At 52.1% G+C, this 20,624-nt stretch carries 17 protein-coding genes and 2 pseudogenes; all 19 read left to right on the forward strand.

Annotated elements, in window-relative coordinates; genetic code table 11:
* The first annotated feature begins 104 nt into the window (after nucleotides 1-104).
* The 19 genes and pseudogenes from rpsA to ACMXYJ_RS10630 all read left to right on the forward strand — a co-directional run bounded on the left by rpsA (nucleotide 105) and on the right by ACMXYJ_RS10630 (nucleotide 20,616).
* Nucleotides 105-1,796: a 30S ribosomal protein S1 gene (rpsA, locus tag ACMXYJ_RS10540; protein ID WP_008148721.1), complete on the forward strand. Its 1,692-nt coding sequence runs from the start codon at nucleotides 105-107 to the stop codon at nucleotides 1,794-1,796.
* A 218-nt stretch (nucleotides 1,797-2,014) separates the two neighbouring features.
* On the forward strand, nucleotides 2,015-2,293 hold the full coding sequence (locus ACMXYJ_RS10545) for a hypothetical protein (RefSeq protein WP_415759749.1): 279 nt from the start codon (nucleotides 2,015-2,017) through the stop codon (nucleotides 2,291-2,293).
* Between the two features lie 153 nt (nucleotides 2,294-2,446).
* Entirely contained in the window at nucleotides 2,447-2,743 is a 297-nt protein-coding gene (gene ihfB / locus ACMXYJ_RS10550) for an integration host factor subunit beta (protein ID WP_003369729.1), read from the forward strand.
* Between the two features lie 27 nt (nucleotides 2,744-2,770).
* Nucleotides 2,771-3,010 (forward strand): LapA family protein, encoded by a 240-nt coding sequence (locus ACMXYJ_RS10555; protein WP_415759750.1) that lies wholly within the window; start codon nucleotides 2,771-2,773, stop codon nucleotides 3,008-3,010.
* Between the two features lie 165 nt (nucleotides 3,011-3,175).
* Entirely contained in the window at nucleotides 3,176-4,252 is a 1,077-nt protein-coding gene (gene rfbB / locus ACMXYJ_RS10560) for a dTDP-glucose 4,6-dehydratase (protein WP_415759751.1), read from the forward strand.
* Nucleotides 4,249-5,142: a dTDP-4-dehydrorhamnose reductase gene (gene rfbD, locus ACMXYJ_RS10565; protein WP_415759752.1), complete on the forward strand. Its 894-nt coding sequence runs from the start codon at nucleotides 4,249-4,251 to the stop codon at nucleotides 5,140-5,142. Before rfbB ends, rfbD begins: the two co-directional genes overlap by 4 nt.
* The gene (gene rfbA / locus ACMXYJ_RS10570; RefSeq protein ID WP_415759753.1) at nucleotides 5,139-6,029 is read left to right on the forward strand and encodes a glucose-1-phosphate thymidylyltransferase RfbA; all 891 of its coding nucleotides are present in this window, start codon (nucleotides 5,139-5,141) and stop codon (nucleotides 6,027-6,029) included. Before rfbD ends, rfbA begins: the two co-directional genes overlap by 4 nt.
* Nucleotides 6,030-6,478: 449 nt before the next feature.
* A complete protein-coding gene (locus ACMXYJ_RS10575; protein WP_415759754.1) occupies nucleotides 6,479-7,921 on the forward strand; it encodes a mannose-1-phosphate guanylyltransferase/mannose-6-phosphate isomerase in 1,443 nt (480 codons plus the stop codon).
* A gap of 126 nt (nucleotides 7,922-8,047) precedes the next feature.
* Nucleotides 8,048-9,415 (forward strand): phosphomannomutase, encoded by a 1,368-nt coding sequence (locus ACMXYJ_RS10580; protein WP_415759755.1) that lies wholly within the window; start codon nucleotides 8,048-8,050, stop codon nucleotides 9,413-9,415.
* Complete coding sequence (locus tag ACMXYJ_RS10585) at nucleotides 9,412-10,209, forward strand: ABC transporter permease (protein WP_415759756.1); 798 nt, start codon at nucleotides 9,412-9,414, stop codon at nucleotides 10,207-10,209. The genes ACMXYJ_RS10580 and ACMXYJ_RS10585 overlap by 4 nt, the downstream gene beginning before the upstream one ends.
* Nucleotides 10,209-11,432, forward strand: coding sequence for an ABC transporter ATP-binding protein (locus tag ACMXYJ_RS10590; RefSeq protein ID WP_415759757.1), 1,224 nt, complete (start codon nucleotides 10,209-10,211; stop codon nucleotides 11,430-11,432). Before ACMXYJ_RS10585 ends, ACMXYJ_RS10590 begins: the two co-directional genes overlap by 1 nt.
* Nucleotides 11,432-12,580 carry an FkbM family methyltransferase gene (locus ACMXYJ_RS10595; RefSeq protein ID WP_415759758.1) on the forward strand — a complete coding sequence of 383 codons (1,149 nt, stop codon included), beginning with the start codon at nucleotides 11,432-11,434 and terminating at the stop codon, nucleotides 12,578-12,580. Before ACMXYJ_RS10590 ends, ACMXYJ_RS10595 begins: the two co-directional genes overlap by 1 nt.
* Entirely contained in the window at nucleotides 12,580-15,582 is a 3,003-nt protein-coding gene (locus tag ACMXYJ_RS10600) for a glycosyltransferase (RefSeq protein ID WP_415759759.1), read from the forward strand. Before ACMXYJ_RS10595 ends, ACMXYJ_RS10600 begins: the two co-directional genes overlap by 1 nt.
* A 144-nt stretch (nucleotides 15,583-15,726) precedes the next feature.
* Nucleotides 15,727-15,831: pseudogene (locus tag ACMXYJ_RS10605) on the forward strand (IS66 family transposase); the annotation flags it as partial.
* A gap of 249 nt (nucleotides 15,832-16,080) precedes the next feature.
* Complete coding sequence (gene tnpB, locus ACMXYJ_RS10610; protein ID WP_415756173.1) at nucleotides 16,081-16,440, forward strand: IS66 family insertion sequence element accessory protein TnpB; 360 nt, start codon at nucleotides 16,081-16,083, stop codon at nucleotides 16,438-16,440.
* 18 nt (nucleotides 16,441-16,458) lie between these two features.
* Nucleotides 16,459-18,003: an IS66 family transposase gene (tnpC, locus tag ACMXYJ_RS10615; protein ID WP_415756172.1), complete on the forward strand. Its 1,545-nt coding sequence runs from the start codon at nucleotides 16,459-16,461 to the stop codon at nucleotides 18,001-18,003.
* A gap of 484 nt (nucleotides 18,004-18,487) precedes the next feature.
* Nucleotides 18,488-18,808, forward strand: a pseudogene (locus tag ACMXYJ_RS10620) (IS481 family transposase); the annotation flags it as partial.
* Nucleotides 18,809-19,180: 372 nt separating this feature from the next.
* The gene (locus tag ACMXYJ_RS10625; protein WP_415759760.1) at nucleotides 19,181-19,372 is read left to right on the forward strand and encodes a hypothetical protein; all 192 of its coding nucleotides are present in this window, start codon (nucleotides 19,181-19,183) and stop codon (nucleotides 19,370-19,372) included.
* The gene (locus tag ACMXYJ_RS10630) at nucleotides 19,369-20,616 is read left to right on the forward strand and encodes an FAD-dependent oxidoreductase (RefSeq protein WP_415759761.1); all 1,248 of its coding nucleotides are present in this window, start codon (nucleotides 19,369-19,371) and stop codon (nucleotides 20,614-20,616) included. The genes ACMXYJ_RS10625 and ACMXYJ_RS10630 overlap by 4 nt, the downstream gene beginning before the upstream one ends.
* The last annotated feature ends 8 nt before the right edge of the window (nucleotides 20,617-20,624 follow it).

Genomic DNA, 20,624 nt, shown 5'->3' on the forward strand with positions numbered 1-20,624 from the left:
GGGACCAGTCATAGTCTTGCGGTGTTTCTTCTAATGAACATAACCCACGTCGTCTGGGACGTGGAGATGGGCGTATCCTTCGCCCTTATTCAACAGGAATTAAAATGAGCGAAAGCTTTGCGGAACTCTTTGAAGAAAGCCTAAAAACCCTGAACCTTCAGGCAGGCTCCATCATCACCGGTGTTATCGTTGATATCGATTACCAAGCTCGCTGGGTAACCGTTCACGCTGGCCTGAAGTCTGAAGCACTCATCCCGCTTGAGCAGTTCTACAACGATGCTGGCGAACTGACTATCAACGTCGGTGACGAAGTTCACGTTGCTCTGGACTCGGTTGAAGACGGCTTTGGTGAAACCAAGCTGTCCCGTGAAAAAGCCAAGCGCGCTGAATGCTGGATTGTTCTGGAAGCAGCCTTCGCAGCCGAAGAAGTGGTCAAGGGCGTTATCAACGGTAAGGTTAAAGGCGGCTTCACTGTCGACGTTAACGGCATCCGTGCGTTCCTGCCAGGTTCTCTGGTTGACGTCCGTCCTGTGCGCGACACCACGCACCTGGAAGGCAAAGAGCTGGAATTCAAGGTCATCAAGCTTGACCAGAAACGCAACAACGTTGTCGTTTCCCGTCGTAGCGTCCTCGAAGCCGAGAACTCCGCTGAGCGTGAAGCTCTGCTGGAATCCCTGCAGGAAGGCCAACAAGTCAAAGGTATCGTCAAAAACCTCACCGATTACGGCGCATTCGTCGATCTGGGTGGCGTCGATGGCCTGCTGCACATTACCGACATGGCTTGGAAGCGTATCAAGCATCCTTCCGAAATCGTCAACGTTGGCGACGAGATCGATGTCAAGGTTCTGAAGTACGATCGCGAACGCAATCGTGTTTCCCTGGGCCTCAAGCAACTGGGCGAAGATCCATGGGTTGCTATCAAAGCCCGTTACCCAGAAAGCACTCGCGTTACCGCTCGTGTAACCAACCTGACCGACTACGGCTGCTTCGCTGAGCTGGAAGAAGGCGTTGAAGGCCTGGTACACGTTTCCGAAATGGACTGGACCAACAAGAACATCCACCCTTCGAAAGTCGTACAAGTCGGCGACGAAGTGGAAGTTATGGTTCTGGACATCGACGAAGAGCGTCGTCGTATCTCCCTCGGCATCAAACAGTGCAAATCTAACCCATGGGAAGATTTCTCTGGCCAGTTCAACAAGGGCGATAAAATCTCCGGCACCATCAAGTCGATCACCGATTTCGGTATCTTCATTGGTCTGGACGGCGGCATCGACGGTCTGGTTCACCTGTCCGACATCTCCTGGAACGAAGTGGGCGAAGAAGCCGTTCGCCGCTTCAAGAAGGGCGACGAGCTGGACACCGTTATCCTGTCGGTTGACCCAGAGCGCGAGCGCATCTCCCTGGGTATCAAGCAACTGGAAAGCGATCCGTTCTCCGAGTACGTTCAAGAGAACGACAAAGGCGCAATCGTTAAAGGCATCGTGAAAGAAGTTGACGCTAAAGGCGCCATCATCACTCTGGCCGACGATATCGAAGCGACTCTGAAAGCCTCCGAAATCAGCCGTGACCGCGTTGAAGACGCGCGCAACGTTCTGAAAGAAGGCCAGGAAGTAGAAGCCAAGATCATCAGCGTTGACCGCAAGAGCCGTGTAATCCAGCTCTCCATCAAGTCGAAAGACGATGCTGAAGAGAAAGAAGCAATCCAAAGCTTGAAAGACAAGCCTTCGGATAGCATCGCTGCTGGTCCTACCACTCTGGGCGACCTGTTGCGTGCACAAATGGAAAAACAGAACTAAGTTCTGTCAGACCATAGAAAAAGGGCGACTTCGGTCGCCCTTTTTTGTGCCTGAAATTTGGTGATTCTGATAGTTTCGCGGCGCTGCGATTGTTTGCCGTGAAACCAATTGTCCCGGCAAGTTGTCTCTTTCTTTAATCGGATCAATCGTTTATTTACAGCTAGTCTTTAGCTTGAAGCGAACGACCGTCGGGCGACGTGTCCGACATAAGGAAGCGAATGAACAAGCTCATTGTCGTGATAGCAGTACTGGCGCTGACGGGCTGTGGCACAAATGCCAAGACTCACGCGGTGCGGGGAGTCAGTGGCATCGAGATCGATTGTTCCGGGCTGGGCTCGGGGTGGGAGAAGTGTCGCAAGCGAGCGAACAAGGAGTGCAAGGCGGCGGGCTACAAAGTTGTAGCCAGGTCCGATGATGCCAAAGACGAGGATGAGTACCCCTTTGGCTTTAATCCCGCGGGCTATCTGACGCGCACCATGCTGGTTATCTGCAGATGAATCTGGAAGTGCATGATCAGCGTTCCAGTGATCGTAAATCGGACATCCCTTTGTGGGTAAAGATATGTCAAAACTCGGGCTGTTCAAATTCCTCCGGGCATGCTAAAACCTTTGAAGCGCTTTTCCTAGCTGCTTGAAAAAGAAGGGAAAAATATGACGAAGTCGGAGTTGATCGAACGAATTGTCACCCATCAAGGGCTGCTCTCATCCAAGGATGTGGAGCTGGCCATCAAGACCATGCTCGAACAAATGTCCCAATGTCTGGCCACCGGTGATCGCATCGAAATCCGTGGGTTTGGCAGCTTCTCCTTGCACTACCGCGCACCGCGCGTAGGTCGCAATCCAAAAACCGGTCAGTCCGTCAGTCTCGACGGCAAGTTCGTGCCGCATTTCAAGCCTGGCAAAGAATTGCGCGACCGTGTGAACGAGGACGAGGAGGAAGGGCTTTGACGGCCTCTGTTATTCAAGGAATCGCTCATGCGTAACCTCAAGCGCGTACTGCTCGCCGTAATCGTCCTGTTGCTGGCTTTGGCGATCCTGGCGTTCGTTCTCGAGAATCAGCAATCGGTTTCCCTGCTTTTCCTGGGTTGGGCGGGGCCGCAACTACCGGTATCGCTGGTCACGGTTGTTGCGCTGCTGATTGGGATGGTGATCGGGCCGATTCTTGGCTGGTTTCTGGGACGTACGTCCAGAGCTTCGCGTAAGCGCCTTGTCTGATTGTGACAAAGGCGTGGCGCACGTCGAATTTGCACCTATGCTCGACCCTATCCATTAGTGGAATCTTTATGAAGCTGTAATATGCTGCGCTTGTTGAAGTGGTGGCGTATTGCCGATTCGGTTCACACTGACTCCCTGTCAGTAACTCCAAAGGTATGGTTTCGCGTGAAAATTCTAGTAACCGGCGGCGCGGGATTTATCGGTTCGGCAGTCATTCGACATATCATCTCCAGCACTACCGACTCTGTCGTTAACGTTGATAAGCTTACTTACGCCGGTAACCTTGAGTCATTGGCCGAGGTTAGCCAGAACTCGCGTTACGTGTTCGAGCGCATCGACATCTGCGATCGTGATCAAGTTGACCGTGTTCTGCGTGAACACCAACCGGATGCGATCATGCACCTGGCCGCAGAGTCCCACGTTGACCGCTCGATCTCTGGCCCGTCTGAATTCATCCAGACCAACATCATCGGCACTTACACCCTGTTGGAAGCTGCACGCCACTATTGGGCTGCGCTGGATGGTGCGCGTAAAGCCAACTTTCGATTTCACCATATTTCGACTGACGAAGTTTACGGAGACCTTGAAGGTCCGGAAGACCTCTTCACCGAAACCACGCCGTATCAGCCGAGCTCGCCTTACTCCGCTAGCAAAGCCAGTTCCGATCACCTGGTTCGTGCCTGGAGCCGAACTTACGGCTTGCCGACCCTGGTCACCAATTGCTCCAACAACTACGGACCATGCCATTTCCCTGAGAAGTTGATCCCGCTGATCATTCTCAATGCACTGGAAGGCAAGCCGCTGCCGGTCTACGGCAAAGGCAACCAGATCCGCGACTGGCTCTATGTCGAAGACCACGCCCGCGCACTGTACAAAGTCGTAACCGAAGGCGTTATCGGCGAGACGTACAACATCGGTGGTCATAACGAGAAGCAAAACATCGAAGTGGTGCATACCCTGTGCGCACTGCTCGACGAGCTGCGTCCGGATTCTGCTCATCGTCCCCATGCCAGCCTGATCACCTACGTTCAGGATCGTCCCGGCCATGATCTGCGCTACGCGATCGACGCCAGCAAAATTCAGCGTGAACTGGGTTGGAAGCCGGAAGAAACCTTTGAAACCGGCATCCGCAAAACGGTCGAGTGGTACCTCAACAACACTGAATGGGTCGCTCACGTAAAGAGCGGTAGCTACCAGCAGTGGATCGACCAGAACTACGCAGATCGTTCGAGCAACGCATGAAAATCCTCCTGCTCGGAAAAAACGGCCAGGTAGGCTGGGAGCTGCAGCGCTCCCTCGCGCCGCTGGGTGAGTTAATCGCCCTGGACCGTCATGCTGTTGATGGCTTGTGCGGAGATCTGTCCGATCTCGATGCCTTGCGCGCAACGATCCGTCAGGTCAAGCCCGACGTCATCGTCAACGCTGCGGCCTACACTGCCGTCGATAAAGCCGAGTCCGAGACCGAGTTGGCCGACCGTGTGAACGGTCAGGCAAGCCAGGTCATGGCCGAAGAGGCCGCGACTCTGGGGGCCTGGCTGATTCACTACTCGACTGACTACGTCTTCAGCGGCCAGGGTTCTGCGCCGTGGCAAGAGTCAGATGCAGTCGCGCCGGTGAATCACTACGGCGCCAGTAAACTGGCCGGTGAACAAGCAATTACCGCATCGGGATGCAAACACCTGATCTTCCGCACTAGCTGGGTCTGTGGCGCTCGCGGCAACAACTTCGCCAAGACCATGTTGCGTCTGGCCAAGGATCGCGAAACCTTGAGCGTCATCGCCGACCAGATCGGAGCCCCGACCGGGGCAGACCTGATTGCCGACGTGACTGCGTTGGCCATTCAGCAAGTTCTGCGCCGTCCCGAGTTGTCGGGCTTGTATCACTTGGCGGCCAGTGGCGAAGTGTCGTGGCACGGCTATGCTAGCCATGTGATCGGTTTCGCCCAAGACAACGGCGAGCAGCTCGCCGTAACGGCGATCAATCCGATTGAAACAACGGCTTATCCAACACCTGCGCGCCGCCCTCTGAATTCGCGTTTGAATACTCAGAAGCTGCGTGACAATTTTTCTCTGCACTTGCCGGATTGGCAAAGTGGTGTAACCCGAATGCTTAGGGAGATTCTGAATAAATGACCACGGCAAATCGTAAAGGCATCATCCTCGCTGGTGGTTCGGGTACACGCCTGCATCCGTTGACCCTCGGTGTGTCCAAACAGATGCTGCCGATCTACGACAAGCCGATGATCTTTTATCCGCTGTCGGTGCTGATGCTCGCGGGCATGCGAGAAATCCTGATCATCTCCACCCCGGACGATTTGCCTAGTTTTCGGAAATTGCTGGGTGATGGAAGCCTGTATGGCATCAAGCTTACCTACGCCGAACAACCTAGCCCGGATGGTTTGGCGCAAGCCTTCATCATTGGTGAAGAGTTTATCGGCAAAGACCCTTGCTGTCTGATCTTGGGTGACAACATCTTCTACGGACAGAGCTTCTCGGAAAACCTGCGTTCCGCGAGCAATCAAGAGGAAGGCGCGACTGTATTCGGCTATCACGTATCTGATCCTGAGCGTTTCGGTGTGGTGGAATTCGACGCTACCGGTCGGGCGCTGAGCATCGAAGAGAAACCGCAGAAGCCAAAATCCAACTATGTGGTGACGGGCCTGTATTTCTACGACAACAAGGTCATAGAGATCGCCAAAAGCATCAAGCCGTCCGCACGCGGCGAGCTGGAAATCACCGATGTCAACCGTGCCTATCTTGAAGGGAATGAGCTAAACGTCGAAATCCTTGGTCGCGGTTTCGCATGGTTGGACACGGGTACTCACGAGTCGCTGCTTGAGGCTAGCCACTTTGTACACACCATCGAGAAGCGCCAGGGGTTTAAAGTTGCTTGCCTGGAAGAGATTGCTTACAACAGCGGGTGGATATCTGCAGCCGAGCTGTCAGCTCAGGCGGAGCGACTTGGAAAGACGGGTTATGGGCAATACTTGAAAAAACTTCTGGATGCGCCTATCCGCTGAGATTTGATCGATGCTGGTGGTTGATGTTATTTTGATGGCCACCAGTTGAAACACTTGTTTGTTTTCAAACGTTTTTTTGCCTCCAGCCTTCCGCATCAGTTATTAATTCCCGACACTAGCTGTAGAATGGCCGGCAGAATTATCTGATCCTGCTCCGCATTGCATTTCAACCTCCAATGATCCGCTTTTTCTTTCCAAAGGAGACAGCATTGTCTAGATTGCCTCCAATACACAGTGTTGCAGGTAGAGGCATCCGATCAATGCTGGAGCAAGGTAATTAGAGCGATACCAGGCATGAAGCTCGCGGGTTTGGATCGAAGCTGAGCTGTCATCCTGGGGGCAGGTTCAACAAGAATTTGCATCGATTACGATGCAGGAATGACCGGAAATATAACTGAGCCCCACTTTCTGGACGTATCTGCCAGAAGGGGGGATTAAGGATTTAGAGCATGGAACTGATTCCCGTAATTTTGTCTGGTGGAGTGGGCAGCCGGTTGTGGCCTGTTTCTCGTGAAGCCCATCCAAAGCCGTTCATGGAGCTGCCAGATGGCCAGAATCTGATCCAGAAAACCTTCCTCCGTGCCTCGCGTCTGGAAGGTGTTGTGGAAGTTCTGACGGTAACCAATCGCGAACTCCTGTTCAAGACCGAAGACGAGTACGGCGCAGTCAATACAGCCAAGCATGCTCAAGGTTTCATCCTGGAACCTTTTGGTCGTAACACCGCTGCTGCCGTCGCCGCTGCTGCACTTCAGCTGGAAACGACCCATGGTCCTGATGCCCAGATGCTGGTGCTGGCGGCTGACCATCTGATACAAGACGAAAAAGCCTTTGCTGCGGCCGTGGCCAGCGCCATGGCGCTGGCAGCCGAAGGTTGGTTGGTTACCTTCGGGATCCAGCCGACGTACCCTGAAACAGGGTTTGGCTACATCGAAGCGCAAAAAGATGCACCGCTGCAGGGCGGCCTGAAAGTGGCGCGCTTTGTCGAGAAGCCTAATCTTGAAACCGCTCAAAATTATGTCGCCGCAGGCAACTACTACTGGAACTCCGGGATGTTCTGCTTCCGGGTGGGCACTGTCCTCGAAGAGCTTCGTCAACATGCTCCGGACGTAGTGGAAGCGGTCAGCAGAACGATTGAAGCATCGCGCCTTACTTCATCCGCCAAGTACCGTTGCCTGGCGCTTGATGCTGATGCGTTCGCCGAGGTTCCGGATATCTCCATCGACTACGCGTTGATGGAGCGTTCCTCTAAAGTTGCGACCGTTCCCTGCGACATCGGCTGGAGTGACATCGGTTCCTGGAACGCTGTCAGTGAGCTGACCGCGCCTGACGAGAACGGTAACCGCTTTGAAGGCGAAGTGCTCTCTCATAACTCGCGCAATAACTACGTCAACAGCGAAGGTCGGCTTACCGCACTGGTCGGTGTCGAAGACTTGCTGGTGATCGACACCCCGGATGCGGTGATGATTGCCCACAAGGACCACGCTCAAGACGTAAAACATATCGTCAATCAGCTCAAGGCCTGCAGTCATACAGTTCATTTACTCCACCGTACCGTGCACCGCCCTTGGGGCACCTATACCACGCTGGAAAATGGCGAGCGCTTCAAGATCAAGCGCATTGTGGTCAAGCCGAAGGCTTCGTTGTCCTTGCAGATGCATCACCACAGAAGCGAGCACTGGATCGTTGTCAGCGGGATGGCAATGGTGGTTAACGACCAGCAAGAGCTGATGTTGAACACCAACGAGTCCACCTTTATTCGTGCTGGTCATCAGCACCGTTTGATGAACCCGGGTGTAATCGATCTGGTAATGATTGAAGTGCAAAGTGGCGACTATCTTGGCGAGGACGATATCGTTCGTTTCGACGATATTTACGGTCGCGTCGACAAGTAACAACACTGAACCCGAAGCGAGCCCCGCACCTTGCGGGGTCAGCGCGCCAGCGGCATCAGGCCCTGGCGGTCCATTCTTGCCGTTGCCGCCTCAGGGCGGCATCGGACATTTCAGTTAGTGAGTAGAATGTTTCCTCCTATCGTGACGCAATGCTTCAAAGCCTATGACATTCGTGGTCAGGTTCCCGCTCAACTCAACGAAGACATCGCCTACCGCATAGGTCGCGCGCTCGTCGCCGAGTTACAGGGGAAAACCTTCGTGGTCGGCCAGGACATGAGGCTCGAAAGCCCACCTCTGGCGGCAGCGCTGATGCGCGGCATTACCGAGGCGGGTGCCGATGTGATCGACATCGGGCTGTGCGGCACCGAGGAAGTCTACTTCGCCACCAGTCACTACAAGGTTGATGGCGGCGTGATGATCACTGCCAGCCACAACCCAAAAGGCTATAACGGCATGAAGCTGGTCAAGGCAGAGTCTCGCCCTATCAGCGGCGACACTGGTCTCGACGCCATCCGCCAGCGGGTCGATCAGGGTGACCTGGGTACCGTCGCAGCAGAAAAAGGCACGGTTCGCCAAGCGTTCGACAAAACTGCCTACATCGACCATTTGCTCACTTACGTCGATGTCAGTGCCTTGAAACCCCTCAAGATTCTCGCAGACCCGGGCAATGGCGCTGCTGGCCCTGTGCTGCAGGCACTGGCTGCACGACTGCCTTTGCAATGGGTGTTCATCAATGAGGTGCCTGATGGCCACTTCCCGAACGGTGTACCCAATCCACTGCTGCCAGAGAACCGCGAGCTGACTCGTCAGGCGCTGCTGGCCAACCAGTGCGACATGGGCCTGGCCTGGGACGGTGATTTCGATCGCTGCTTCTTCTTCGATGCCGATGGTCGGTTCATCGAGGGCTATTACCTCGTTGGCCTGCTGGCCGAGATGCTGCTTAAGCAACACCCTGGCAGCAAGATCATCCACGACCCGCGCCTGACCTGGAACACGATCGAGCAGGTGGAGCAGGCGGGCGGTATCGCCGTTCAGAGCAAGACCGGGCACGCGTTCATCAAGGAGCGTATGCGCGAGGAAGATGCGGTGTATGGCGGAGAGATGAGCGCTCACCACTACTTCCGGGACTTTGCGTATTGCGACAGTGGGATGATTCCGTGGTTGTTGGTGGCGGCGTTGGTTTCGAGCACTGGAAAACCGCTGTCCGAGCAAGTTGATGAGCGTATTGCTGCGTTCCCCTGCACCGGTGAGATCAACTACAAAGTGGCTGATGTCGCCAAAACGATTGAACATGTCTTGGCTCATTTTCGACCTCAGTCACCCGCACTGGACATGACCGACGGTATCAGCGTTGCATTCGACGAATGGCGGTTCAACTTGCGCGGTTCCAATACCGAACCTTTGTTGCGACTGAACGTTGAAGCTAAAGGCGATAGTGAATTGATGTTTGCGCGCCTGAAAGAGATTGAAACACTGATAGGTGCTGTTCAATGATCAGTCCGGCATTGAAGGCCCTGTGGAACTATCGAGGCTTTATCCTGGGTAGTGTGAAGCGGGAGTTTCAATCTAAATACACCAACTCGATGTTGGGGGTTGGCTGGGCGGTCATTCAACCGCTGACAATGATTTTTGTGTATACGGTGATTTTTTCTCAGCTCATGCGTGCAAGACTACCTGGGGTGGAAGGTACCTTTGGCTACAGCATCTATTTGTGTGTAGGTGTCATTGCCTGGGGGTACTTTGCCGAGATCGTTGGTAGAGCCCAAAGCATCTTTATTGATAATGCTAACCTGATCAAGAAGCTAAGCTTTCCACGTCTGTGTCTACCGGTAACGCTGATGCTGAATGCTTCGGTCAATTTCGGGATAATTTTCTCGTTATTCATAATTTTTTTGTTGGTCACCGGGAATTTTCCGGGTTGGGTATTCTTTACGATTATCCCAATTCTATTGGTCCAGGTATTGTTTGCCATAGGCTTGGGCGTCACGCTCGGTGTGTTGAACGTATTCTTCCGAGACGTAGGCCAACTTGTTGGTGTCGCGCTGCAGTTTTGGTTCTGGTTTACGCCAATTGTGTATCCGCTCAATATTCTCCCTGCCTGGTTACAGGCGCTAATGAAGCTCAATCCGATGGCAACAGTGATTGGCTCATATCAAGGCGTTATGGTGAACGGGCATATGCCTGATTGGGTTGCACTTCTTCCTGTTGCGTTGCTCAGTTTGTTTATGTGTTTCCTGGGGCTTCGTTTGTTTAAAAAGCATTCAGGCGAATTGGTGGATGAACTCTGATGGGGACGATTAACGTAACGGGCCTGGGCAAGGCTTATAAGCAGTATCCGAGTCGTGCGTCCCGGCTGGCCGAGTGGGTGATTCCGTGGAGCAAACCACGCCACAAGTTGAAGTGGGTCCTCGAAGACCTGAACTTCCAGGTGCGTCCAGGTGAAGCGGTAGGGATTATTGGCGTCAACGGCGCAGGCAAAAGTACCTTGTTGAAAATGATCACCGGTACTACTCAGCCCACCGTCGGGAGCGTAGAGATAAGTGGTCAGGTAGCCGCGCTACTTGAACTGGGTATCGGATTTCATCCCGAATTCACCGGTCGTCAGAACGCCGTAATGGCCGGGCAGTTGTTGGGTTTGAGTGTGGGTGAAGTCCTTGAGTTGATGCCAGAGATCGAGGCGTTTGCCGAGATCGGCGACTACATCGACCAGCCGGTTCGACTCTACTCCAGCGGGATGCAGATGCGACTGGCATTCAGTGTTGCAACTGCTCGTCGCCCCGACGTCCTGATCGTCGACGAGGCGTTGTCGGTGGGTGATGCCTATTTCCAGCACAAGAGTTTTGAAAGGATTCGTGAGTACCGCAAGGCTGGTACTACGTTACTTATCGTTTCTCATGACAAAGCAGCGATTCAGTCGGTTTGTGATCGTGCAATTTTGTTGGTAAGCGGGAAGCTGGCAATGGAAGGAAGGCCAGAAGAGGTAATGGATTATTACAATGCGATGCTCGCAGAGAAAGAAAACGCTGCTACAGTTCGTCAAGAAACCTCGGCAGACGGTCGTATAAAGACAGTTTCTGGTACCGGGGAAGCTACTGTTGTTGAAATAAATATTCTGAATGCCAGTGGTGACCCTGTTGAGGTTATTGATGTGGGGGCACCTGTAACCTTGAGTGTCAGGGTTCGTGTTTCTGCTGCCATCCCTCGCTTGGTTTTTGGGTATATGATCAAGGATAGATTGGGGCAAACAGTGTTTGGTACCAATACTCATCATTTGCAGCGAGCGGAGTTGGATTTGGTTGAAGGTGATGAGTTGGTTTATAACTTCGGTTGCGAGATGAATATCGGGCCGGGCAGTTACTCTATTGCTACAGCACTCGTCAGCGACGATACTCACCTCAGTAATAATTATGAGTGGCAAGATTTGGCTTTGGTTTTTAGTGTTGTTAATCGAAGTAAAAGCTATTTTGCTGGTGCATGTTGGATGCCGCTTGATTTGGAAATCTTACGCTGATGTCATTTGTATCTTACGCCCAGAACTTTGAAGATGTAATGCTTTGGCGAGCTCTAAAGCATTTGAATAAAGGGTTTTATATAGATATCGGAGCCCAGGACCCGGTCAACGACTCGGTCAGTCTCGCATTCTATGAACATCAATGGCGCGGTGTGCACGTCGAGCCAACCGAGCAGTACTCCTCAAAGTTAAGGCTTGCCCGGCCTGATGAAGTGATCGAACAGGTTGCTATCGGTGCAGGTGCAGAAACGCTTGAGTTTTACGAGTTCTCGGATACCGGTCTCTCGACCTCCGACGACGTTATTGCAAAAAAGCACCTGGATTCTGGCTATAAGGCCGTGCGTCGTGTAGTACCGGTGATGTCGCTGGACACTTTGTTGGAAAAGTATCGTGACCGTGACGTGAACTGGATGAAGATTGATGTTGAAGGGCTCGAAAAAAATGTAATAGAAAGCTGGGTAAAATCGTCCATTCGCCCTTGGATTTTAGTTATCGAAAGCACTTTGCCGCTCAGTCAAGAGCAAAGCCATGGCGACTGGGAGGGTATGATCCTGGCGAAAGGCTATCGCTTTGTCTACTTTGATGGGCTTAATCGATTTTATGTTCATGAAGCGCATGCCGAGTTAATCGGATCGTTCAACTGTCCCCCCAATGTTTTTGACCGATTCTTGCTTGGAGGCCTAGCTTCTCACTCATTTTACCAGCTTGTTCAAAGCCGTGTAGTTCAGGCTGAAGTTAAGGCTGAAGCGATACGCCAATCCTTAGAGGCCGAGCTAGGTGCAGTCTATGCGAGCCCCTCTTGGCGGCTGACACAGCCACTGCGCTGGCTGATATTTCAAATTCACTTGGCTCGTCAGCTTGGTTTCACAGTTCGCTTGAAAACATTCGTGAAAAAAGCATTGGGTGTGTCACTTCGCAAGGCCTCCCTGTTTCTTTCAGCACGACCAGTTTTACGTGCAAAATTCGTGGGGATACTCAAAACCATCGGCCTCTATGAGGGCGCACGTAAAGTTTTCAATCACTTTTCCAAAAGTACGATCGCCAAACGAGCTAAAGCCCCACTCAGCGAACAGCATCTCACTGGCCGGGGGCGTGACTTGTATCGTCGACTGAAGAACTCTTCCAAGCAACGAAGTGAGGATCAATAATGCGTATTGTTATCGATCTTCAAGGCGCTCAATCGACGGGATCACGCAATCGAGGTATCGGTCGATATGCATTATCTTTGGCTCAGGGGATCGCACGTAACCGCGGTGACCATGAAATCCTGTTGGCCTTGAGTGGTGCTTTTCCCGAAGCTGTAGACAGTGTTCGAGAGGTTTTTCAGGATCTGATCCCTCAGGAAAATATCGCCGTTTGGCATATACCTGAAGCGGTGAGCCATATTGATGCGGGGAATACTTGGCGCCGTCACGCGGCAGAACGGGTTCGTGAGTCTTTTCTTGCATCCCTGAACCCCGATGTAGTTCTGGTCAGCAGCCTTTTCGAGGGTTTCGAAGATGACTCCGTTACCAGTGTTGGCTGCTTTGCCGAAAAGTTGCCAACCGCTGTCGTGTTGTATGACCTGATTCCATACATCAATCGGGATACCTATCTCAAGAACCCGCTGATCGAGAAGTGGTACGACAGTAAAATAAGCTATCTCCAGTCGGCGGGTCTTTTGCTGTCGATTTCTGAATCCTCCCGTCAGGAGGCTATTCAATACCTGGGTGTAGATGCTCGGAATGCGGTCAATATCTCGACGGCAGCTGATGCGCACTTCAAGGTCAGATCCTACAGTGATTCGCAAAAAGCCGACTTGTTGGCTCGTTTCGGGCTGAATCGTGCCTTCGTGATGTACACCGGCGGTATTGACCATCGGAAAAACATCGAAGGACTGATACGTTCCTATGCCCGGTTGCCGGCCAATACCCTGGAACAGCATCAACTGGCAGTCGTCTGTTCGGTAAGGCCTGAAGATCGTGCGCGTTTGGAGGCCCTGGCTAGAGAGCATGGCCTAAACCATGACCAATTCGTCATGACCGGATTTGTCTCGGAAGACGACCTCGTCGCCCTGTACAACCTGTGCCGAGCGTTTATCTTCCCTTCCTGGCACGAGGGCTTCGGGCTTCCCGCGTTGGAGGCAATGTCATGTGGTCGTGCGGTGGTGGCAGCGAATACTTCGAGCCTGCCTGAAGTAGTCAACAACGCTCAAGCGATGTTTGACCCGCTAGACGATGCGTCAATTACAGAAAAACTGCGCGAAGTCTTGATGGACGATTCGTTTCGGACTCAGTTGGAACAGCATGGGCTGAAACAGGCCAAACAGTTCTCTTGGGATAAAACTGCGCAGCGAGCGATTGCAGCTCTGGAGACTTTCCATGAGCAACGTTTGAAAGAAGCTCAAGTGATTGAGTCTCGAAAGGGGCTGCCACGTTTGGCCTATGTCTCACCGTTGCCGCCTGAGCGAAGCGGGATCAGCGATTACAGCGCCGAACTGTTGCCTGAGTTGTTGCAGTATTTCGATATCGATGTGGTCGTTACACAAAGCGATGTCGAACCCGCCTGGATAAAGGAAAAGTGCCCGATTCGTACGGTGGAGTGGTTTGTAGAAAACGCTGCCTCTTATGATCACGTGCTTTACCATTTCGGCAACTCGACTTTCCACGAACATATGTTTGAGTTGGTTGCGTCCATCCCCGGCGTCGTGGTGCTGCACGACTTTTTCCTTTCCGGCATTCTCGCGCACATGGAATTGAATACCAGTGCGCAAGGGATCTGGACCGATGCCCTGTATGAGAGTCACGGTTATGCTGCCGTGATTGATCGTTTCCACTCGAAAGAGTTGGTGGATGCCATATGGAAATATCCAGCTAACCTGCCGGTCCTGAAGTCCGCACAGGGTGTGATTATCCACTCAGAAAACTCACGCAAACTCGCGAAGCAATGGTATGGCGCGGAAGTGGGAAGTGAATGGATCAATATCCCGCTTCTTAGAGTACCTGCAGAATCGTCTATTGAGGCGCGTGGAGAGATTCGCAAGAAATTTGGGCTCAATGCCGAAGATTTTGTGGTGTGCAGTTTTGGCTTGCTGGGACCTAGCAAGTTGAATCACAGGCTCCTGGATGCCTGGTTGAACTCTCCTATGGCTAACGATGCGGCCAGTGTCCTGATTTTTGTTGGGCAAAACGACCCAGGTACTTATGGCGATGAGCTTCAACAGCGTATTGACCAGGCCGGCGTAGCCTCACGAATCCTGATTACTGGCTGGGCTTCATCCGAGACATTCCGGGATTATCTTGGTGTTGCGGATGTCGGGGTACAGCTGCGGGCACATTCCAGAGGCGAAACCTCTGCAGCCGTGCTCGATTGCATGAACTACGGCCTCGCAACAATCGTCAATGCCAATGGAAGCATGGCAGACCTGAAAGATGATGGTGTCGTGAAACTACCGGATGAATTTGCCGATGGTGAACTCATCGCTGCCTTGAGCAATCTTTGGACTGATGTTCAAGGCCGTCAGGCGTTAGGCGCGAGAGCGCAGCGTATCGTTCATTCACGCCACGCTCCGGGACCATGCGCAGCTCAATATAAAGCTGCGATCGAGCATTTCTGCCTGAGTAGCAAAGCTGGTGTTGCTGACTTGATCCAATCTATTGCGTTACTCGAAGCATCCCCCGAGCGGCCAGTCACAGATCAAGACTTCATGGCCGTCGCTGAAGCGATCGATAGATCTCTTCCGGCGGCGCTTGAGAGGCCGCAGTTGATGTTCGATATCACGCCATTCCTTGATGGTCAGATTACTCGTGAGAGTGCGAAATCTTTGATAACCGCTTGGTTGGCTCGCGTTCCAGTTGGCGTACGATTTGAACCGGTCTACGCAAGTCGCGAGGAGCAGGTTTACCGCTACGCACGTGAGTTCACCTTATCGATTCTTGGATGCCCGGCTCATGCATTAATTGATGAGAGGATCTCGTATCGTATGGGCGATCGGCTTGTCATGTTGGAAGCAGGATCGGCACTACGTCAGTCAATGCGGGAAGGATTGCAGGCGCTGACACGCCAAGGTCTCAAGTATCTCTCTGTACAGGGTAATGAAGACGATTCCGATCTGGATAGGATTTTTGCCGGGTTGCTTGGAGAGGGGAATTCAAACGTAAGCGCTCCATGAGCCCCACGTTCAAAGACGCCACCTGATCCCCGATGCTGTGCTCTCGATTCCTTTCCGGAGCCAGCACCTCAACAAGCCTCGTAACTGCGTGAAAACTTTGTACTGGGAACGCAACGGCTTCTGCCTTGGCTAAAGCGCCTGGAGTCCGATAATTACGCTGGTTACGACGCACTGGGTGTCCAGCCTGGAGTCGAGCGTATGGGCTGTTGGGCACAAGCTCGACGCAAATTTGTCGAACCGCAAAAAGTGTAACCCAAAGGCAAGACGGGTATGACTCATCCACATAGGTGACAAATCAGTTCAAGCACATAGGTAACAGTTTTTAACTGGCAAGGGTCGATTCTTAGGATCTGACCATGCCGTGGCGAGAGCTGAAACCTATGGACTTGAAAGTGATGCACATTGCCGACTATTGTAAGCGCTCCATGAACCCCACATTCAAAGCGCTTAGCTGATGCCGGATGCTGTGCTCCCGATTCTCTCAGGAGCCAGCTCGTCATGATGCGACCCGACGCCAAAGTTGAAAAAGTTTATCTCTACCCCACGCCCGTGGACTTCAGAAAGTCCATTGATGGCCTCGCTGCGCTGGTCGAGCTGGACATAAAAGTGGCGGTGTTCGATCCCGTGCTCTTCGTTTTTCTCAACAAGCCCCGTAACCGCGTGAAGATTTTGTACTGGGAGCGCAACGGCTTCTGCCTTTGGCTTAAGCGCTTGGAGTCCGAGCGATTCAAAACATCGCCTGATCTCAGCGATGAAGTGATCGTTCTGACCGTCCAGGAACTGAACTGGCTGCTCGACGGTTTTGACCTGTGGCGCAACCGTCCTCACCAGGTTTTGACTCCACGCTACGTAGCCTGACCCGGTATAATCCGGGCCATGATTTCTCTGCCCGACGATCTTCCTGATGACCCCGTTTTGCTCAAGCAGATGCTGCTTGAGGCACTCAATCGCCAGGAAGAAGTTGCCCAGGCTTATCAGGCTCACATCGTCGACCTGAAAGGACAGATCAAGCTGTTGCGCGACCGCTTGTTCGGGCGTAAGTCCGAGCAGACAGCGCAGCCCAATACGCCGCAACTTGCACTGTTCAATGAGCCTGAAAGCGAGCCGATGCCATTGATCGGCGATGCCGAAGAGGAAGTCGTTTCCCCGGGGCCGCGCCGAGGAAAACGTAAGGCATTGTCGGCTGAGCTGCCGCGTGTCGAGGTCATCCACGAACTGCCCGAGCACGAACTGACCTGTGCCTGCGGTTGCCGCAAGCACGTGATCAGCGAAGAAATCAGCGAACAGCTGGATATCGTGCCGATGCAGATCCGTGTCATCAAACATATCCGCAAGGTTTACGGTTGCCGTGGCTGCGAAACGGCACCGGTCACCGCCGACAAACCGGCTCAACTGATCGAAAAGAGCATGGCCAGCCCAAGCGTTCTGGCCATGTTGCTGACCACCAAGTACGTCGATGGCTTGCCGCTGCATCGTTTCGAGACGGTGTTAAGTCGACACGGTATCGATATACCAAGGCAAACACTGGCGCGCTGGGTGATGCAGTGCAGCGCACACTTTCAGCCACTGCTGAACTTAATGCGCGACCGATTACTGGAAAGCCCGGTGATCCACTGCGATGAAACCCGTGTTCAAGTATTGAAAGAGCCAGGTCGAGACCCTACCAGCCAATCCTGGATGTGGGTACAAGCCAGCGGCCCGCCAGATCGCAAAGTCGTGTTGTTCGAGTACACGTCCAGCCGTGCGCAGGAGGTTCCGTTGCGTCTGCTGGAAAGTTATTGCGGCTATGTTATGACCGATGATTACGCGGGCTATAACGCCTTGGCGTTGCAACCGGGGGTTGAACGGCTGGCCTGCATGGCCCATGCGCGCCGCAAGTTTGTCGAGGCTCAGAAAGTGCAGCCGAAGGGCAAGACGGGACGTGCCGATATCGCCCTAAAAATGATCAACGAGCTGTATGGCATCGAGCGCGAGCTCAAGGACGGCGATGATGAACAGCGTTTAATCGGCCGTCAGCAAAAGAGCGTACCGATCCTGGCTCAGTTGAAAAGCTGGATTGAGAAAACGCAGCCCCAAGTCACGCCACAAAGTGTGCTGGGTAAGGCCATTAATTATCTGGCCAGCAACTGGAGCCGGCTGGAGCGTTATGTAGAAGCCGGTTTTTTACCTATCGACAACAATGCGGCCGAAAGGGCGATAAAACCGTTCGTTATCGGTCGTAAGGCGTGGCTGTTCAGCGACACGCCCAAAGGCGCTACCGCCAGTGCTCAGATCTACAGTCTGGTGGAGACCGCCAAGGTCAACGGCCAAGAGCCTTATACGTGGCTACGCCACGTACTGGAGCAGTTACCACATGCGCAGTCGGTGGCGGACTATGAAGCACTGCTGCCGTGGAACTGTTCGCCAGAGATACGACGTTAAGCCTGACCCTATCGTGGGTGGTTGGATCGTACGCTATCGAGACCTTTCGATATCCTTTGCTGTACCGACAAATCCACCCAACACGTAATAGACTCGGTACGTTTTTTGGGCCTCCAAAGCCCTGTAAAAACGGAAAATCCTACCCCCGGTACAAAAATAGTCCTACCCCCGGTACAGGTCCAAAATGGCTCACATGAGCACAGATAGGGCGTACTTCTCCATTTTCGTGGCATTTATGTGGCATTTGAATGGCATTTAAATACCACAAAAATAGGGCCCATCTTTTGTACCACCTGAAATACCTGGCCTTGGCATATTTGTGCCACTGAAATAACCAAACTTTGGCATTTTTGTGCCACTAAAATAGCCAAACATTGGCATTCTTATGCCAGCAAAATAGTAAGTGAGCTATTTATGTGCCACAGGTAGAGAAATATGGGGCACCGCGTCTGGGACAGGTGGTGACTTTGAATGTGGGGTTCATGGAGCGCTTACGAAGCATTTCGATCTCTTCATGCAGCACTACAACCACGAGCGTTTTCATGAGGCCCTAGGGCAGAGAACGCCGGGGTACTGCTACACTAGTTCGTCACGCCGTTATCCAGAAAAACTACTGAAGTTGAGATACCCAAGTCATATCGAAGCCTACGTGGTGGACTCTTGCGGCGTGGTGAACAGAGGGCGGCTTCGAATTTATGCGGGCTATGTTCTCAAACGTGAAATAGTGGGTTTGGACAACATAAGCGAGGGCGTTTGGGACGTCATTTTGGGACCGGTCGTGTTAGGCCGCTTCGATGAAAAGGACGACACCCAAAGTGAATTCGACCTACAGTTCGTTGCGTTACGCTCGCCGAATTCCCCGCATCAGCAATTTTCGTCCCTGCGCCCACCCTCGACTAGAGGCGACAGCCCGGCCTAAACTAGACGCTTAGAATAAAGCCTGAACGAGAGGCTACTCACGCCAAACCTGCCTCAATCTGATAACGTTGGCGACGAATCGACTGCGGGTAGGCCGGATGTAGTCATTTACGTTTGAAAATGCTGGTACAGGGAGCGTAACTGAAAATGGTGGCTGGACACTCGCAGAAAACTCCAGAAATTAGATTGGTGTTATGGAATTGTATTAATAAAAGAAAGTGCTGGAAATGATTCAGATAAAATTAAAAGCAGGTAAAAAATGATTAATTACCGAAGAAGACTTATATTAAAAAGCGTTGGTGCCATAGTTGTCCTCGGCTCTACATTTGCTGGAGCCAAGTTTCTTATCTCCGACAACAAGACAAAAGAAGTTCGTGATTTTGATAATGATGGATGGTTTGCGACGCCTACAGAATCAAAAAAACTAAAAGAAATAGAGAGTAGAAAATGATATTTAATGCAAGCGAACTAAACGAGTTGCCTAAAGCAGACATTTGCATTGTTGGCACGGGGCCGTCTGGGTTATCAATTGCGTTAAAGTTAGAAAAAACCGGATTGACTGTGCTTTTGATCGAAGCAGGAAACCTGGACCCATCCCCAGAAAGCCAGAGTTTATATTCAGGCGATTCCGTTGGCATACAATATCCTCTTTCTGCAAGCCGGATGAGAGCGCTGGGTGGGTCGTCTAACTGCTGGGGCGGATGGTGCAGGCAGCTAGAAAATATAGAATTTTCAAAAAGAGATTGGCTAGCTAATTCTAGCTGGCCAATATCGCAGGAAGAGCTTGCATCGTATTACAAAGAAGCCGGAGCCTTCCTTAACATTGAAGGCACGAATTTCAATGCTCTGGATTTTGCAAAAAAAACCGGAAAACCCTCTCTGTCCATATGCGAAAAATCTTCCATCATGGAACCAATAGTTTGGCAGATAAGCTCAAACACTAGATTGGGAAAGGATTATTACACGCACCTAAACGAAAGCAAAAAAATAACGCTAGTGTACAACTGCTGTGCAAACAAACTAAATTACGAAAAAGATAAAATAGTATCAGTCAACTGCTTGGCAACTAGCGGGAAAAACTTTAACGCCATTTCCGAATCTTATGTGATAGCCCTGGGTGCATTGGAAAATGCACGACTACTGCTTGACTCGGAACTCGGAGAAAACATCGGAGGTCCGTGGGTAGGAAAGGGCTTCATGGAACACCCTGCTAGAATCAACGGATTTAGAGTCTACGTTCCGAATGAGTATCCGGCTTTCATGGAGGAAGGTGGTGGTAAAATGGCAGACGTCCCAAACGAAAAATTCAAAATAGCATTCGGGTTCAAGCTTTCTGACAAAGCCCAAGTCGAAAACAATATAATGGGGTTGTGGGGTGTGTTTTCTGACCCAATAACAAACCTGCCTGAAGCAGAACTAGCTCAAGCCAAATACTTACTCGATAGTTCAAATAGCGGAACGGTCTCATCGGGAGTAAAGGCATACGATGTTACATGGGCAATCGAACAGGCCCCCACAAAACAATCATGCCTAACTCTTGATAAAATTTCAGATGCATCTGGAATGAGAAAAATAAAACTAGACTGGAAAATTACTGACCTAGATGTAAAGACCGCTAACAAAGCACAACAGCTAATTGCTGGCGACTTTATAGAGCGAGGCATTGGTAGATTTCGCATGGTATCCGATCCATGAAGCACACC

This window comes from Pseudomonas arabinosi (assembly GCF_047758675.1).
GTDB classification, from domain to species: Bacteria; Pseudomonadota; Gammaproteobacteria; order Pseudomonadales; family Pseudomonadaceae; genus Aquipseudomonas; species Aquipseudomonas arabinosi.

Bases quoted from the DNA above. Each gene is read 5' to 3' on its own strand.
- rpsA (WP_008148721.1), top strand. From the start codon at position 105: ATGAGCGAAAGCTTTGCGGAACTCTTTGAAGAAAGCCTAAAAACCCTG.
- ACMXYJ_RS10545 (WP_415759749.1), top strand. From the start codon at position 2,015: ATGAACAAGCTCATTGTCGTGATAGCAGTACTGGCGCTGACGGGCTGT.
- ihfB (WP_003369729.1), top strand. From the start codon at position 2,447: ATGACGAAGTCGGAGTTGATCGAACGAATTGTCACCCATCAAGGGCTG.
- ACMXYJ_RS10555 (WP_415759750.1), top strand. From the start codon at position 2,771: ATGCGTAACCTCAAGCGCGTACTGCTCGCCGTAATCGTCCTGTTGCTG.
- rfbD (WP_415759752.1), top strand. From the start codon at position 4,249: ATGAAAATCCTCCTGCTCGGAAAAAACGGCCAGGTAGGCTGGGAGCTG.
- rfbA (WP_415759753.1), top strand. From the start codon at position 5,139: ATGACCACGGCAAATCGTAAAGGCATCATCCTCGCTGGTGGTTCGGGT.
- ACMXYJ_RS10575 (WP_415759754.1), top strand. From the start codon at position 6,479: ATGGAACTGATTCCCGTAATTTTGTCTGGTGGAGTGGGCAGCCGGTTG.
- ACMXYJ_RS10580 (WP_415759755.1), top strand. From the start codon at position 8,048: ATGTTTCCTCCTATCGTGACGCAATGCTTCAAAGCCTATGACATTCGT.
- ACMXYJ_RS10585 (WP_415759756.1), top strand. From the start codon at position 9,412: ATGATCAGTCCGGCATTGAAGGCCCTGTGGAACTATCGAGGCTTTATC.
- ACMXYJ_RS10590 (WP_415759757.1), top strand. From the start codon at position 10,209: ATGGGGACGATTAACGTAACGGGCCTGGGCAAGGCTTATAAGCAGTAT.
- ACMXYJ_RS10595 (WP_415759758.1), top strand. From the start codon at position 11,432: ATGTCATTTGTATCTTACGCCCAGAACTTTGAAGATGTAATGCTTTGG.
- ACMXYJ_RS10600 (WP_415759759.1), top strand. From the start codon at position 12,580: ATGCGTATTGTTATCGATCTTCAAGGCGCTCAATCGACGGGATCACGC.
- tnpB (WP_415756173.1), top strand. From the start codon at position 16,081: ATGATGCGACCCGACGCCAAAGTTGAAAAAGTTTATCTCTACCCCACG.
- tnpC (WP_415756172.1), top strand. From the start codon at position 16,459: ATGATTTCTCTGCCCGACGATCTTCCTGATGACCCCGTTTTGCTCAAG.
- ACMXYJ_RS10625 (WP_415759760.1), top strand. From the start codon at position 19,181: ATGATTAATTACCGAAGAAGACTTATATTAAAAAGCGTTGGTGCCATA.
- ACMXYJ_RS10630 (WP_415759761.1), top strand. From the start codon at position 19,369: ATGATATTTAATGCAAGCGAACTAAACGAGTTGCCTAAAGCAGACATT.